General features: G+C 63.3%; 17 protein-coding genes. 6 read left to right on the forward strand and 11 right to left on the reverse strand.

Going from position 1 to position 15000, the window contains the following annotated elements; all coding sequences use genetic code 11:
- Nucleotides 1-50: 50 nt before the first annotated feature.
- Nucleotides 51-788 (reverse strand): thermonuclease family protein, encoded by a 738-nt coding sequence (locus tag UP06_RS19945; RefSeq protein WP_045005072.1) that lies wholly within the window; start codon nt 786-788, stop codon nt 51-53.
- A 120-nt stretch (nt 789-908) separates the two neighbouring features.
- Nucleotides 909-2639 (reverse strand): hypothetical protein, encoded by a 1731-nt coding sequence (locus UP06_RS19950; RefSeq protein WP_045005073.1) that lies wholly within the window; start codon nt 2637-2639, stop codon nt 909-911.
- Nucleotides 2640-3060: 421 nt separating this feature from the next.
- Between UP06_RS19950 and UP06_RS19955 the strand changes: the two genes are divergently transcribed.
- Entirely contained in the window at nt 3061-3909 is an 849-nt protein-coding gene (locus UP06_RS19955) for a caspase family protein (RefSeq protein WP_045005075.1), read from the forward strand.
- A 129-nt stretch (nt 3910-4038) separates the two neighbouring features.
- Here UP06_RS19955 and UP06_RS19960 read toward each other — a convergent pair whose 3' ends face one another.
- From UP06_RS19960 to UP06_RS40900, 3 genes are all read right to left on the reverse strand, one after another.
- Nucleotides 4039-4929, reverse strand: coding sequence for an efflux RND transporter periplasmic adaptor subunit (locus tag UP06_RS19960; protein WP_045005077.1), 891 nt, complete (start codon nt 4927-4929; stop codon nt 4039-4041).
- A 190-nt stretch (nt 4930-5119) separates the two neighbouring features.
- On the reverse strand, nt 5120-6235 hold the full coding sequence (locus UP06_RS19965) for a lactonase family protein (RefSeq protein ID WP_045005079.1): 1116 nt from the start codon (nt 6233-6235) through the stop codon (nt 5120-5122).
- A 185-nt stretch (nt 6236-6420) separates the two neighbouring features.
- Nucleotides 6421-6609 (reverse strand): hypothetical protein, encoded by a 189-nt coding sequence (locus tag UP06_RS40900; protein ID WP_045005081.1) that lies wholly within the window; start codon nt 6607-6609, stop codon nt 6421-6423.
- Nucleotides 6610-6707: 98 nt separating this feature from the next.
- Here UP06_RS40900 and UP06_RS40905 point away from each other — a divergent pair, with 98 nt between their 5' ends.
- From UP06_RS40905 to UP06_RS19990, 5 genes are all read left to right on the forward strand, one after another.
- On the forward strand, nt 6708-6890 hold the full coding sequence (locus UP06_RS40905; protein WP_045005085.1) for a hypothetical protein: 183 nt from the start codon (nt 6708-6710) through the stop codon (nt 6888-6890).
- A 118-nt stretch (nt 6891-7008) separates the two neighbouring features.
- A complete protein-coding gene (locus UP06_RS42440) occupies nt 7009-7131 on the forward strand; it encodes a hypothetical protein (RefSeq protein ID WP_283806038.1) in 123 nt (40 codons plus the stop codon).
- A 142-nt stretch (nt 7132-7273) separates the two neighbouring features.
- Nucleotides 7274-9373, forward strand: a complete 2100-nt coding sequence (locus UP06_RS19980) for a methyl-accepting chemotaxis protein (protein ID WP_045005086.1) — start codon at nt 7274-7276, stop codon at nt 9371-9373.
- Nucleotides 9374-9981: 608 nt separating this feature from the next.
- On the forward strand, nt 9982-10200 hold the full coding sequence (locus UP06_RS41575; RefSeq protein WP_197087327.1) for a GNAT family N-acetyltransferase: 219 nt from the start codon (nt 9982-9984) through the stop codon (nt 10198-10200).
- Nucleotides 10201-10308: 108 nt separating this feature from the next.
- Nucleotides 10309-11613 (forward strand): sulfatase family protein, encoded by a 1305-nt coding sequence (locus tag UP06_RS19990; protein WP_197087329.1) that lies wholly within the window; start codon nt 10309-10311, stop codon nt 11611-11613.
- Between the two features lie 76 nt (nt 11614-11689).
- Here the strand turns inward: UP06_RS19990 and UP06_RS19995 are convergent, their stop codons facing one another.
- From UP06_RS19995 to UP06_RS42575, 6 genes are all read right to left on the reverse strand, one after another.
- Complete coding sequence (locus UP06_RS19995) at nt 11690-13387, reverse strand: GMC family oxidoreductase (RefSeq protein ID WP_045005090.1); 1698 nt, start codon at nt 13385-13387, stop codon at nt 11690-11692.
- Nucleotides 13388-13561: 174 nt separating this feature from the next.
- Complete coding sequence (locus tag UP06_RS20000) at nt 13562-13747, reverse strand: hypothetical protein (protein WP_045005092.1); 186 nt, start codon at nt 13745-13747, stop codon at nt 13562-13564.
- 139 nt (nt 13748-13886) lie between these two features.
- Nucleotides 13887-14147, reverse strand: coding sequence for a hypothetical protein (locus tag UP06_RS20005; RefSeq protein ID WP_045005093.1), 261 nt, complete (start codon nt 14145-14147; stop codon nt 13887-13889).
- Nucleotides 14148-14230: 83 nt separating this feature from the next.
- Nucleotides 14231-14362: a hypothetical protein gene (locus UP06_RS42445; RefSeq protein WP_283806039.1), complete on the reverse strand. Its 132-nt coding sequence runs from the start codon at nt 14360-14362 to the stop codon at nt 14231-14233.
- An 89-nt stretch (nt 14363-14451) separates the two neighbouring features.
- Nucleotides 14452-14700, reverse strand: a complete 249-nt coding sequence (locus UP06_RS42570) for a DUF1127 domain-containing protein (RefSeq protein ID WP_082081374.1) — start codon at nt 14698-14700, stop codon at nt 14452-14454.
- A 158-nt stretch (nt 14701-14858) separates the two neighbouring features.
- Nucleotides 14859-15000: EAL domain-containing protein (locus UP06_RS42575; protein WP_156163084.1), on the reverse strand; the 142-nt coding region annotated here is incomplete at its 5' end.

Here is a 15000-nt window from a genome sequence, read left to right on the forward strand (position 1 = left end):
CACGTAAAACGCGGGATAATCATGCAGAACGCGATCGTCCGGACCATGCGCTATCTCTTCGTCTCGCGGCAGCCGGCGGCCTCCGCCTCCTCGACCGAGCAGAACCAGCGGGTGCCCTTGCTGATCTTCATCTTGATCTGGGTGTACCAGCGGCTGTTTGGCGTATGGTAGATGCACTCGCCGGCCGTGTTGACGTTGCCCTTGATGGTGCAGTCGGGCGAGGGGGCGACTGGCCCCGAGGCCGAGGCGAGCAGCACGGAATGCGCCCCCTCCGGCGGCTTGGCGGCGCCCAATATGGTCGTCTTCTTGTTGCGCACGCGCCAGTCCCAGGGCGCGATGAAGGCGCCCTGCCACATCCCGGCTTTTGCCTCACGCGCGGCAGCCTCGTCGGCGTCGTAATCGTGCGAGACGCGGGTGTAGGACAGCGCCCAGCCGTTCCGCGCCAGCCATTTCTGGATGTCCTCGCCGCCGACCTCGCAGCGCGCCACCGTGCGGCCGCGCCGGTCGATCGAGCGGGCATGGCAGACCCAGTTCTTGCCCTCGGTATATTTGGCGAGCTCGTCGCGCGCGGCGATACCGCAGGTCCAGCGTTCACCATTGGTGTTGAGGCAGAGCTGGTCGGATGACGGCGCGTCGATGCCGCCGAGCCGGACCCGCGTGGTGCCGATCAGCACGGAATCGCCGTCGCGGACCTTTGCCGTGCCGGTGATATCGGCGGCCTCGGCCTGCGACGGCAAGCCGGGCAACGATATGGCAAGCAATGACAGCGCAATCAGGAATTTTCGCAACTTGCGGGTCCGCGTGTGAGGAAAATCTCGATAGACCGCGCAATTGTGGTCGGCTTTGGGCCGCACGGCCAGCGCCTGCCCAACGGATAGGCTTTCAACTTCCCGTCATTGTAAAGAGGCTCACCCCCGCCCCACCATCGCCTTCCGCGCCACCGCCAGTCCCATCAGCACGAACGCCGACGTCACCTCGGGTCCGCCGACCAGAATCCGTGTCGGCGTCTTCATCTTGTTCCATTCATAGGCACGGAACGGGCCGCGGCGGCCGCCTTCGCCGATGGCATCGACGATCACGTTCAGCGCCGGTGCGAAGGCGCGCGGGTCGGCACCGAGATGGCCGAGCGCAATCAGCGCCAGCGCCGCGTCGAACACGTTCATCTCGGCAGCCATCAGCTCGCCCTTGACGTAGGACAGCACGCGATGGCGGATGAAATCGAAATCGCCGTCGGGATCGATCGCGGTCTGGGCTGCCAGTGGCAGCGCCAGGAAGGCGGCATAGCAGCGGCCGAAATAGGCGCTGTAGAGCTCCGGCAGGTAGTAGATGTGCGAGCGCGGATTGGCGAAGGCGCCGCTCGCCGCCAGCCGCTTCTGGAAGCCGATGATCCGATGCACGGTGGCCAGCCGCGCCGGCGTCTCCAGGACTTTCCAGCGCGCCAGATTGCGAAAACTCACCTCCAGAATATCGAGATTGAGCGTCGGATCGAGATCGTTGCCATAGGGCCGCTCGCCCTTGAGGTTGTCGATCCAGGTCGCAACCCCGCCCTCATAGTCGATATTGTCGTTGATCGGCACCGTCACGCGCGGCTCGTTGACGCCCGCATGCACCTGATAGCCGGCGTAGAAATCCAGCAGCGGCTGGTCGAGGATCGGATCGGTGCAGCCGGCCTGCGTTGCCGCGGAGATCGAGCAGGCCGTGGTGTCGCAGTCCGGCACATAGACGCCGAAGCCGAGATCCTGCTTGATCTGGGCGAAGAAGCGGGAAAACCGCGGATGCGGCGCCGGCGCCAGCGCGGTGATGACGTCAAAGCGCGCGCCGTCGCTGCCCGCGACCTGCTCGCGGCTGGTATTGACGCAGAAATCGACCATGTCGGCGATCGCGCGCTCCGCCGCTGTCTTGTCGACCGGCGAGGCGAGGCCGGTCTCGACATAGCCGAGGAGCGCCTCGATGAAGAACGCGTCGTAATAGGCCGAGCGGTGACGGATCTGCACCGGCTCCCACATCGGCTCGGCAATGCCTTTCCAGGGCGGATTGACCACGGCGGCTGCCGGCGAGCGCGCGATGAAGACGCGGGCAAGGTTGAACAGCAGCGAGGAATTCTTGTAGCCGCGCGCGTTCAGCCCGGTCAGCGCCATGATCAGCTCGCGCCCGCGGAAGTCGGGATCGCCGATCAAATTGAAGGCGGCATAGGTCGGCAGGAAACCGTTTTTACGGTACGAGCCCAACAGATGCTGCGCGCAGTCGCGGATCGCGCCGTCGATCTGCGATTGTTGTGGCGTGAGGCCCGCGAACGGCACCGCCGGCGGCTTCGGGTGTTCTAGCGTGATGCTGTCGACGAGATCGGCGACGGGCTGGCCGACCGCCGCCCAATCCGGTTCGGCATCGTCGCGGGCGCGGGCAATCGCCTCGCGCAACCGGGCCAGCTTCGCGTCGTCACGCAGCTCGGGCAGGCCGGCGCGCCGCAGCAACACCCGCAATGCGGGATTACCGAGCGCGGTCCTGTAGAATTTGGCCAGATGCGGATTGCCGCCGGCCGTAACAGACAACACGGGATCGCAGACGTCATAAAGGGAGGGGCCGTCTTTGCGCGCCGTCAGCGCCCGGCACGCGGCACCTGCAAAATAATGAAAGCTCATGAAATACCTGGTCGCGGGGCCTTGCCCGGGGGCCAGCCGGCACGCTCCCATCTGCGCACCACCCCCTGCAAGTCTTTGAAAAAGCTACCCGGATTCGCAGGAAATACAAATGTGATAAAGATCACGGAAAACCCAGGCACGAGGGCTGCAGGATCGACCCCCGGAAGGCTACGGGGGAGCAAAAAAAGCGGAATTCGGTTCGCGAAATTAACTAACATCTTCAGTTGCTTAGCTCAATTTTTGGGCGATCTATTGCTCGGCGGGCGATATCCGGTTAAGGGTTTGTTTGTTGCGGCGCCGCAAATTGCGCGCAATTCGGGGGCACACCCCCGGCCAATCCCTCAAACCCAAAGCTGCTCTCGCGCTACTCAACATGTGCGCGCGCTTGGCTGGTCTTTGGCAATGACAGGAATGCAGCGAAATGAATGTACGGCAGCTCGACATGTCCCGACGCACGATTGCAGTCGCCGCAGCCCTCATCGGCACGGTGTCGCTGGCGATCGGCGCCCATGCTGCCCTCAACATGCGCGCGCTCGATGCCGCCAAGGCCGTTTCGACCGACCAGGTCACGGGCTCGCTGGGCCAGGCCTCGCGTCTCGCGCTCGTCATCGGCAATGGTCATTATCCCGACGCCAGCGCGCCGCTGACGCAGTCGATCAACGACGCCCGCGCGCTGTCCTCGACGCTGCGCAAGAACGGCTTTGACGTCGACATGGTGGAAGACGCCAGCAAGGACGACATGGTCCGCGCCATCAGCCGCCTGAAGTCCCGGATCAAGCGCGACACCGTCGTCATGCTGTTCTTCGGCGGCTACGGCGTGCAGGCCGGCCGCGAGAGCTACATGCTGCCGGTCGATGCCGTGATCTGGAAGGAAAGCGACGTCCGCCGCCAGGGCGTCTCCATCGACGGCGTGCTCGACATGATGAAGGAGCAGGGCGCCAAGGCCAAGCTCGTCGTGGTCGATGCCTCCCGCCGCAATCCCTATGAGCGCCGCTTCCGCTCCTACAGCCACGGCCTCGCGCCGATCGGCACGCCCGACAACGCGCTGATCCTCTCCTCCGCCTCGCCCGGCAAGGTCGCCGACGACGGCAAGGGCGAGCACTCGACGCTGATCAGCGAGCTCCTCACCAACCTCAATGCGCAGGGCAGCGCCGAAAGCGTCTTCAACAAGACCCGCGTCGCCATCTCCCGCGCCTCCGACGGCGACCAGGTCCCGGCCGTCTCCTCGTCATTGCTCGAAGACGTCAATTTCAACGAAGCCGGCGGCTAGTTTTTCGCGGCAGATCGTAGGGTGGGCAAAGGCGCAAAGCGCCGTGCCCACCATCTCCCCAACACTGTGATTTAGCTGGTGGGCACGCTTCGCTTTGCCCACCCTACGAAGTCTGCTCTCTCGACAGCTTTACTTCGCCGCTTCCGCGCTCGCCATGATCGGCCGCACCGGGTCGCCTTCGCGCAGCAGCGCGCCGGCGCGGGCCACGACGATGTCGCCTTCGTTGAGGCCGTCGCGGACCTCGATATTGCCGCCCGACATCAATCCGATCTCGACGCGCTTGGTCTCGACGCGGTTGCGCCGGATCACCTGCACCACGGTGCCGGCGGATGAATATTGCACCGAGGTCAGCGGCACCGCGACGTTGCAGCTCTGCCCGGTCTTGATCAGCGCCCGCCCGCTCGCATTGATCAGCAGCCGGCGTTGCGACGAGATGCCGATATAGACCATGCCCTGCTGGATGTTGGGCTCGACGGTCGGACCGATGCGGCGCACCTTGCCGTCGATATCGCCGATGCCGGCGATGCGCACGGTCGCCGGCTGGTTGACTGCGAGCTTCCTCACATCGCCGGTCGCCACCAGGCCGACGAGATCATATTCGCTGCGCGCCACGATCGTGAACAGCGCCTCGCCCCTGGCGGATGCGAGCCCGCCGATCTGCGCCGTCGACGTGGCGATGACGCCGGCGACGGGGGCGGTAACCTGAAGCGTGCCGCCTTCGGGCAGCGCCAGCCGTGCCAGCACCTGGCCGGCCGTGGTGGTCTCGCCGGCTTCCGCCAGCACCTCCGTGATCTTCAGCCCGGGACGCTCGGGCCGCACCGAGGTCTCCTCGCGCGCGACGATCGAGCCGGTGGCCTCGACGATGTCGGAGAAACAGGACTTTGCCGCCTTCAACACCGTGACCGCCGGCCCCTTGGGCGCGTCGTCATCGGCAGCAAGGGCCGGCTGGGCCGACAGCAGCACCAGTCCGGCGAGGGCAACGAGTTTTTGGGAAAAGGAACGCGCAGGCAATGGACGCATCGGTCATTCCGGTTGGCCGCAAGGCTTTAGTCGACAAGGCCTCAATCGTTAGCAGAAGCGGCCGTGGCCGGCCATGGGCGGCACGAGGCTGAAGATGCCGCAGGCGGCGCGGTGCCGCCTGTTGAATTAGTCGCGGAAATGGAGCCGAGGTTCGCCACCCTCCCGTGGAGGGGGAGGGTAAGCGTCAGCATCACGGCAGGCTCAAAAACTCCACCCAGTTCGGCTTCTTGCCGGTGGGATAGGATTTCAGCTTGGCGAGCGCGCCGCTGGCCTGGTCGATGGCGTAGACGCTCATTCCGTCGGATAGCTCGCCGACCGCGGCGAGGTAACGCCCGGTCGGATCGATATTGAAGCCGCGCGGCTGCTTTTCGGTCGGCACGCTGCCGATCGTGGTCAGCTTGCCGCTTGTCGCATCGACCTTGTAGGCGGTGAGCGTGTTGGTGGTGCGCTCGGAGGCGTAGAGGAAGCGGCCGTCCGGGGTGATGTGGATGTCGGCTGCCCAAGGTTTTCCGTTGAAGCCTTCCGGCAGCGCGGTGGTGCGCTGGATCTCGTCCCACGCGCCGCTCTTCGCTTCGTAGGTAAAGACCGCGACGTCAGCGTTCAGCTCGTGGATGAGATAGACGAACTTGCCATTGGGATGAAACACGAAGTGCCGCGGCCCTGATTTTTCCGGCACCTTGTGAGCCGGCGGATCATTCGGTGTCAGCGTGCCTGTTGTGGCATCGAACGCAAAGCTCAGCACCTGGTCGGAGCCGAGATTGGTGGTGAACACGAAGCGGTTGTCGGGCGAGGGCAGGAAGGCGTGCGCGTTCAGCCCGGTCGGGATCACCTGCTTCGGCTCGCCCACGACGCCGTTGGCAGACAGCGGATTCAGCGCGACCTTGTTGCCGCCGTAGGACGCGCTGAACAGGAATTTGCCGTCGCGGTCGGTTGCGATGTTGGCCATGCTGTCGGCAAGCGGCCCGTTGCCGATATGGCTGAGCTGGCCGTTCCTGGGATCGATCGCAAAGCTGACCGCAACGAACGGCTGCGAACGGACGCCGGCGATCAGCACGCGGTGGTCGGGCGTGATCGCGAGCGGCGTCGAGGATCCCGGCTTTTCGACGCCCGTGAAGGCGGCGGTTTGCACCGGGGTCATCTCGCCGCTCTCGGCGAGCTTGAACACGCTGATGTCGTTGCTGTCGGCATTGCCGACATAGGCGAAGGTTTCGGCCATGCCGGCACGGACTCCGGAGCTGAGGACAAGGAAGGTGAAAAGAGTGGTGGCGATCGCGCTGGATGCGATGCGTCGTGTCGGTCTGAGCATGGGCGTCCTCCTTAAAGCCGGTGCGGCATTGTCGTTTTGCGGCGGAGGATAGCGGGAGGTGCGCCGTCGCACCAAATTCCAATTGGGATCGATTGATACCGAAATCGTATCGGTGGCGATGACCAAGGCGTCTTCGAGCGAAGTTGATGCCGGTTTGCGTCGGGAAAACGCGTCAAAACAGGAATCTACCGCACCGCCGCTGTCAGGTCGCGAGAGGGCAGATGCGGGCCGGCTGGATGTTCGGGTGGCCCGAGCACGGTCCAGACGGCGACGGCCAGCAGCGCCGAGGTCAGGATGGTCCAGGCGACAAGTCGTTTGCGCATCACGCCAAATCCGTCCGTCGAAAGTTCGATGCGCCGGAGTGCGCCAGCCATCGTGCACTGCAATAGGCGACGACCCTATGAACTCGTTCACAACCGAACGACGCTCAAGCAAATTGCGAACCATTGCCGGGCGAGTGCATTGACCTCGCATGCCCCGCGAAAACGATCTCGAAGGTAAGCCCGACATGGGCGGCAAGCACGGCGGCCAGGCCGGCCAGCCCAAGCCGCCGCCCCGCCCGCGCGAAGGCCCGCAGGATGCGGACGTCGTGGCAAAGCGCCACACCAGTCAAACCGATCGCAAGATCTCGCCGACTAACGTCAGAAAGCGCTAAGCTTCGCCTTCTATTATTAAGGTAGCAGGCCTCGGCCGCATGATCGGTCGGGAACGGCAGCCCGGTCGCGCCGTTACCTCGGTCTCGCGGGCGAGGACGCCAAAACGGAGGCTGGCACGTGTTTTGGATTTATTGGGACACCGCCTGGTCGCTTATCATCAGCGGTATCATGTTCACCACCATCGTGACGCATCCGGACGCTGAGTTCGTCGAGATCCGGGCTGCCCGGCAGGGCAAATGACCTTGCACGCCGGCTGAGCTCACCTCCGTAGTACAACTGAGAATGCCTCGCGCGCGCCGCGAGACCGAGCGCATGTGGTGAACCAAATCTTAGGGGCGGCCCGGTATTTTTCGGCATCTTTTTCAGCGATCCGGCGCTCCCTATGGCATTGTTCGGCAATCCCTCTATCCGTTCTGTTCTCGGCGCCATCATTGGTGTCCTTGGCCTGTTTCTGATCGGGCAGCTCGCGACCGGTCTCTTCGGCGCCATCGAGCGCAACGGTGCCGCCCAGAAGGTCGAGCGCTTCGCCAGCACCGACCAGCAGCTGTTTGCGACCCTGCTCGGCTTCCGGCTCGAGCGCGGCACCTTCCTGTCGGCGCTGGTCGCGGAGGGGCCCGCCAATGCCAATGCCGACAACCGCATCGCCACCAACCGGCAGTTGTCGGAAGCAGCCTACAAGAGCGTGCTCGAGCGTCTCGATGGCGTGTCCGATTCACGCCTTGCCGGTGCCTTGAGCAAGCTCGTCGCGATCCACGATGCGCTCACGCCACTGCGGTCCAAGGCAGAAACGGCTATCCACCAGGCGAAGGCGGAGCGTGACGCGAAGGTGGGCGACGAGTTCCGCAAAGCTGCGCAGGATTATCTCGACGCGATTCTGGCGCTGACGGCCGAACTCGAGAACGCACTCAAGCTCACGGATCCCGTGGTCGATCATCTCCTGGGCGTGAAGCAGTCGGCCTGGGCCGCGCGCAATTTCGGCGGCCTCGTCGCCATTCGTCTGGAAACCGCCGCAGCTAGCGGCAAGCCCTGGAGCGCTGCCGACATGGTCGGCGCCGCCGAGGATACCGGCCGCGCCAAGCAGGCCTGGAGCCAGGTGCAGGACGTCGCCGGCCGCGCTGACGCTCCCGCAAGCCTCTCCGACGTGGTCGCGCGCTCCAAGCAGGGCGATGCCGCCGCCATGACCGAGCGTCAGCAGGGCTTCATCAAGGCGCTGAGCAACAACCAGACCATCGACATCAAGATCGAGGATCTGTCGAAGCTCAACACCGCCATTCTCAATTACAGCGTCGAGGCCGGCCAGGTCGCGCTGGCCGAAATGGTCGCCCGCGCCGGGCAGCAGATGACATCGGCGAAGTGGAGCCTGGCGCTCAATGGCGGGATGATGCTGGTCGCGCTCGCGATCACGATCTTCGGCTTCATCCTCGTCAATCGCCGCGTCAGCGCGCCGATCCGCAAGCTGACGCAGGCGATGCGCTCCCTCGCCGAACGCGACTATGCGATCGAGCTCGCAGGCATCGAGCGCGGCGACGAGATCGGGGAAATGTCGCGCGCGGTGTCCGTGTTCAGGGAGAACATGATCACCGGTGATCGCCTCGCCGAGGAAAAGGCGGCGGAGCAGGGCCGGAAGGAACGGCGCCAGCTTGCCGTCGACGGCTTGATCGAGCAGTTCGAGAAGACCGTCACGGAATCGCTGCACACGCTTGCTTCGGCCTCCGGCGAGCTGAACGCCACCGCGCAATCGATGTCGTCGACTGCCGAGCAGGGCTCGTCCAAGGCGGCTTCGGTCGCGAGCCTGTCGGGCGATGCCTCGTCCAACGTGCAGACGGTTGCGGCTGCGACGGAAGAGCTTTCGGCCTCGATCACCGAGATCAGCCGTCAGGTCGCGGAATCCTCCAGCATTGCCGGCGCCGCGGCCGGCGAGGCCGATCGCACCAATGCCGAGGTGCAGGCACTCGCCGACGCCGCGCAACGCATCGGCGACGTCGTCGCGCTGATCACCGGCATTGCCGAGCAGACCAATCTGCTCGCGCTCAACGCCACCATCGAAGCGGCGCGCGCCGGCGAAGCCGGCCGCGGCTTTGCGGTGGTCGCATCGGAGGTGAAGAACCTCGCCACGCAGACCGCCAAGGCGACCGAGGAGATCACGGGCCAGGTTGCCGCGATCCAGGGCGCGACCAAATCGTCAGTGACCGCGATCCAGTCGATTGGCACCACCATCCAGCGCGTCAACGAGATCGCGGCTGCGATCGCGGCGGCCGTCGAGGAGCAGGGCGCCGCGACGCGCGAGATCGCGCGCAACGTGCAGCAGGCTTCACAAGGCACCAACGAAGTCTCGCGGCACATCTCCGGCGTGTCGCAGGCTGCCGGCCAGACCGGTGCAGCCGCCGGCGAAGTGCTGGATTCGGCCCAGATGCTGGCGCGCCTGTCGGATGATCTCAAGCGCGACGTCGATCGCTTCGTCGGCAATCTCAGGGCGGCGTAGTTTCTAACGGTCCGTAGGGTGGGCAAAGGCGCGCGAAGAGCGCGCCTTTGCCCACCCTACGAAATCACTGCATCATGGCTGCGATCTTCTCCGCCGACATCAGCACCGGAAAATTGGTATTGGCGCGTGGGCCCCGCCGGGAAGCATGTCGGCCGTCGTAGCCTCCAACGAACCGAAGCCGCCCGCCCAATCGACGGTGACCACAAATCAATGTTGCGGCTGTTTCGGATCGAGCAATTGTGGACTCGCGCGATCAACATAATCAATGACTTACTCGGAGTTCGAAAACGGCTTGTTCGCTTCGTCGAACGCGGTCCAAACTGCTTTGAGGCTACGAGAGTTTGTTTTCTCCGTGTGATCCCGATCAGGACACCCCGTGATAATTCGTCAAGCGAACTTCGCTGATCTGCCTGCAATCGAACGCATCGTGTCGGATGCATATCGCGTCTATATCGAGAGGATCGGAAAACCTCCAGGACCTATGCTGGACGACTATTCTGCGCACGTCCGCAACCGCACCGCCTGGGTGGCGGAAATTGGCGGTCAGATAGCAGGGGTGCTGATCCTCATCGACGAAGCAGACCACCTCCTCTTGGATAACGTCGCCGTTGACCCAAGCCATCCATGGTCGCGGTATTGGACGGGCGTTGTTGAATTTTGCCGAACAAGAGGCAGTCCGTCGCGGCCATCGCGAGATAACCTTATACACTCACGAGAAGATGTCGGAAAATCTGGCGATGTATCCTGCTCTCGGATGGGTAGAAACAGAGCGTCGCGAGCAGAACGGTTATCAGCGCGTGTTCTTCCATAAGTTTGTCGGAGACTGATTGACGTGCTGTTGTTCTCGACTCTGGTTTGACTAACCAGACCTCCGAACCGTTTGTTTGATGCGCAGAGTTGCGCGGGAGCCGCCTAGCCTGGAGGGTTTGCAACCCATGACAACCGACTCACGCCCGAACATCTTATTCATTGTCGTGGACGATTGCGGTTATGCCGACCTTTCATGCTGCGGGCAGACCGACTACACGACGCCAGCGCTGGATCGCCTCGCATCCGAGGGGGTGCGGTTCACCCAAGCCTATGCCAACGCGCCGTTGTGCACGAACACGCGCGTCGCAATCATCACCGGCCAGTATCAGTATCGCTTCCCGCTGGGCCTGGTTGAGCCGCTTCTGCCTGAGCAACGATCGCAGGACGGCATGGGCATACCACCCCATTTTCCGACGATGCCGAAACTGATGCAGCTGGCAGGATACCGCACGGCCCTGATCGGCAAGTGGCATCTAGGCTATTTGCCGCACTATGGGCCGCTTCGAAGCGGCTATGACGAATTCTTTGGCGTCATGGGTGCCTTCACGGGGTATTACACGCATCGCGGCGATGACGGCGAACTCGACCTGTACGAGGGTGAGACGACAACGGATGAGGTCGGCTACGTCACCGACCTGCTAAGCGACCGTGCGACCGCCTATGTCGAACAATCCGATGCGCGTGAAGCACCCTGGTTCCTCAGCCTGCACTACACCGCTCCGCACTGGCCGTGGTCGGCACCGTCGGTGGAGGCTGCCGCCCGCGAACGCGAAGTCGATCCTGCGGAGTGGAAAGAGGGAGGCTCTCCTCGCATCTATGCCGAGATGATGGGCATCCTGGATGCAGGGATCGGGCGAGTCATGGAGGCCGTGCGGAAGAGCGATCGCGAGACGCTCGTCATATTTACGAGCGACAATGGCGGCGAGCGTTATTCCAAGATGTGGCCTTTTGTCGGACGGAAGTGGGACCTGCTCGAGGGTGGACTGCGCATTCCCCAGATCATCTGGCGGCCGGGACATGTTCAGGCGGGCCTGGTCTCGCACCAGGTCACCATCAGCATGGACTTGACCGCGACTTGCCTGGCCGCCGCAGGCGTAGCAGCCGATCCCATGCACCAACTGGACGGCATGGACCTTACGCCGTTGCTCATGGAGGAGCGCCCCGAACAGCAACGCACTCTGTTCTGGCGTCTCGCGAACCGACAGCAACGGGCCGTGCGTTCCGGGAATTGGAAATACCTGAAGGTGGGCGATCAGGAATTTCTGTTTGACATAGCCTGGGACCCACGCGAGCGGGGCAATGTCGCGCGCAAACATCCCGATCTTCTCAACAAGCTGCGGAACGAATGGTTGGAGTGGGAACGGAAGATGCTGCCAGTTTCCCCTGACTTTGTCCTGCCGGCACTCGACCTGAGCGGCATGCTTTGGTGAGACAACAATTTGAATGCCTTAGCTCATGCCCGCTTCTGGCGCCAAAGCGGACATGAGCATCGGAAATCGCAGCGCATCACTGCATCATCGCGGCCGCGATCTTCTCCGCCGACATCAGCACCGGAAAATTGGTGTTGGCGCATGGCACCACCGGGAAGATCGAGGCGTCGACGACGCGCAGGCCCTGGACGCCTTTGACGCGGCCCTGGTTATCGACCACCGCCATCGGATCGTCAGCCCGGCCCATGCGGCATGAGCATGAGGCATGCCACACGCCGATGGTCGCCTTGCGCACAAAGGCTTCCAGCGCCTCGTCGTCGTTGATCACGTCATCGAAGGTAAAGCCTTCGACGACGAAATTGTCGATCATGTAATGGCGCAGCGCCGCCGGCCCGTCCATCATGGCCGCGGCGATCTTGGTCAATATCCTGTTCCTGGTATTGACCACGCCGATCTTGCGTACGCGGTCGGTATAGGAGGCCGGGAACGGCTTGTCCGTCACCGCCTTGACCACGTCGCTCATCTGCACCGCCGCCATTTTGCGGAAGCCGCTCATCAGGCGATCGAGGTCGCGGCGGTCGGACAGCAAATTGAACTCGACGATTGGCTCGGCCGACGGATCGCGCGAGGCGAGCTTGACCTGTCCGGTCTCGGAATAGGTCTTGTTGACGAAGGTCAGCAACGACCCGATCTGCTCGCCGACCGCGTGCCAGGCCGATTTGCTGAGCAAGACGACGAACATGTCGCCCTTCGGCACGCCTACCAACCCGGACGAATAACGCAGGCCAAGTTGCATATGGCGCCTGGTATGCTCGTTCATGCGCGCGCCACGGCGGACAAAGGACGACAGCGAGATCGAGGGATGATCCATCAGGCGCTGTCCGACGCCTGCCAGCCCCATCAGGACCGGAATGCCCAAATCCTTGAGGTGACCGACTGGGCCGATGCCAGCGCGCAGCAGATGTGCCGGCGAATGGATAGCGCCGCTGGAGAGAATGATCTCGCGGCCGCGGAATTCCTGCTCGCGCCCGTCAACCTTCGCTTTCACGCCGACGCATTGCGTGCCTTCAAACAGCAGCTCCTGAACTTGCGTGTTGGTCGAGATCGTGAGGTTGGCGCGCTTGCGCGTGTCGCGGTCGAGATAGCCCATCGCGGCCGAGACGCGTTGCTCGGCCTGATTGGAATGCGTCACAGGGAAATAACCGTCGACGAACTCGCCGTTCTGGTCGGGTACGAATTGATGGCCTGCCTGCTGGAATGCGTCGGCGAAGGCCTGCGAATGCCGGGTCCAGTGCTCGCGCGGGATTCGGCGGACCGGGATCCGGCCATCCTTGCCGTGGAACGGTCCGTCGAAATCGAGGTCGCGCTCGACCTTCTTGAAAAACGGCAGCACGTCGTCCCACGTCCAGCCCGTGGCGCCGCGCGCGTCCCATTCGTCGTAGTCGGTCGGTGCACCGCGGTTGGCCATCTGACCGTTGATCGACGAGCCGCCGCCCAGCACGCGCGCCTGCTCATATTTGCGCAGAGGTGGCCGCGCTTCGTTCGGATTGTTGTGGCTGACGACCTGCGTCGTGACCTTGAGTTCGGTCCAGTGGAAGCGCGGATCGAAATAGGCGGTGCCGGGATAGCTGTCCCGAATCTCGGCCGGCTCGTTGCCGGGTGGCGTGTCCTGTCCGGCTTCGCACAGCAGGACCTTGTTGACACTCTTCGCGGAGAGCCGGTGGGCCAGCACGGACCCCGCCGAGCCACCGCCCACGATAATGAAGTCGTACACGATTGGCGTTTCCTCTTGTTCTTGTACCAAGAGGGTAGCGTGGTTTTATCGTGAGGTCACCTCGCCGCTTTTGCTGGGGATCGTAGGGTGGCTGACCCACCCTACGAATTTTGTGAACTCAACTGTGCCGAAGTGTGGAGATGCCGCGCTCGACGACGAGGCGGCATCCTTCGCTCACTTTTCCGGGTGACCGGTGCCGGGCTTGGTCGTCTTCGGCGCCTTGCCGTCTTCGATGCGGCCCTCGTTACGAAGATCGCGGCCCTCCTGCGCCTTGCGCTGGCTTTCGGCAGACTTGCCGTGCTCGTTCATCTCTTCCTTGATGAAGCCCGCGCCTTCCTTGATTTCGCCTTTGACGCTCATTTTTGGATACCCTTTCTTGCCAGTTTGCCACGGTGGTCCGTGCCTGTAGGGCAATCCACGACGGCGCATAGCGTTCCTATGCATTGGTCCTGGGAAGGATATCGGTTTGCGGCTGACGTCTTGCGGGGGAGATGAGCCCCTATTGCAGCACTTTCGGCATCACGACGACGATATCGACCTGCCGCTTCAAGACCCGCGATGCGACAGACGCGATGTACAGAGAATAGCCGTCCTCGATGTCGGAGGCGATCTCCTCGTCCTTGGCGAAGGCGTAGAGCATCGTGCCGTCGATCTTGTCAAAGCGGATACCCGCGAAGAGCCGATCGAACGTCTCGGCGCCGACGGCGCCTGCCATGAGCGCCTGTATCGCCTGGTCCTGAACGAGTGTGAGCTTCGTCATGCCGGTGAGATATGGAACGCCTGCGCGAATACAAGGTGCGGAGGAAACGGTGATGCGTCGTGGACGAAACGCGGGCGCGCGGCTCAAGCCGCCGCCGCCTGCTTCGACAGCAACTGCTTCAACTTCGCCGCCGGCACGGCCGGGCTGAACAGCCAGCCCTGCATCTGGCTGTATCCGAGCTTCCGCTGCGCATCGGTCTCGACGCCTTCGGCCACTCCGAGAGCTGTCCGCTCTCGGAGCCAACGGAAACATTCGCTGGTCGCGCCGGAATTTCGCTTTCTGACCCAACGTGGACGTCGAACAGCTATCGGCTATCGCGCCACGCAGCCAGGTACAATGGAGACCTGCGCACTTCTTCAACGGTGGTCTTCGATAAGCCCATGTCGGCGAGCAGCCGGTCATCAAGTTCGAGAAGCTGCCTGTACTGGGATCGTCGTTCCCACTCCAGTGTTATTCCAACGAACCACGACAACGGGCTGTTCCAGGACCATCTGGAAACCCGAAAGGATGGAGACCCTGCATCGAGAGTGCTTATTGAATTGCCGCAAGGCATGTTTCACCTCCGTATTGGAGCGAAACAACGCTTGGCTGCGGAGGCTCATCGGGCGGTTGTCAAAGGCCCGAGGAATTCTTGTATCACGCGTCTCTCAGGGGCTCAAGCGATCGTAAGCGGACGTCAACCCATGAAGCCGTCGTGCGGTTTGCCGCGCCTTAAGCCGCCGCCGCCTGCTTCGACAGCAACTGCTTCAACTTCGCCGCCGGCACGGCCGGGCTGAACAGCCAGCCCTGCATCTGGCTGCATCCGAGTTTTCGCAGCACGTCGCGCTGGGCCTCGGTCTCGACGCCTTCGGCC

The sequence above is a fragment of the Bradyrhizobium sp. LTSP857 genome (assembly GCF_000938285.1).
Taxonomy (GTDB): domain Bacteria; phylum Pseudomonadota; class Alphaproteobacteria; order Rhizobiales; family Xanthobacteraceae; genus Bradyrhizobium.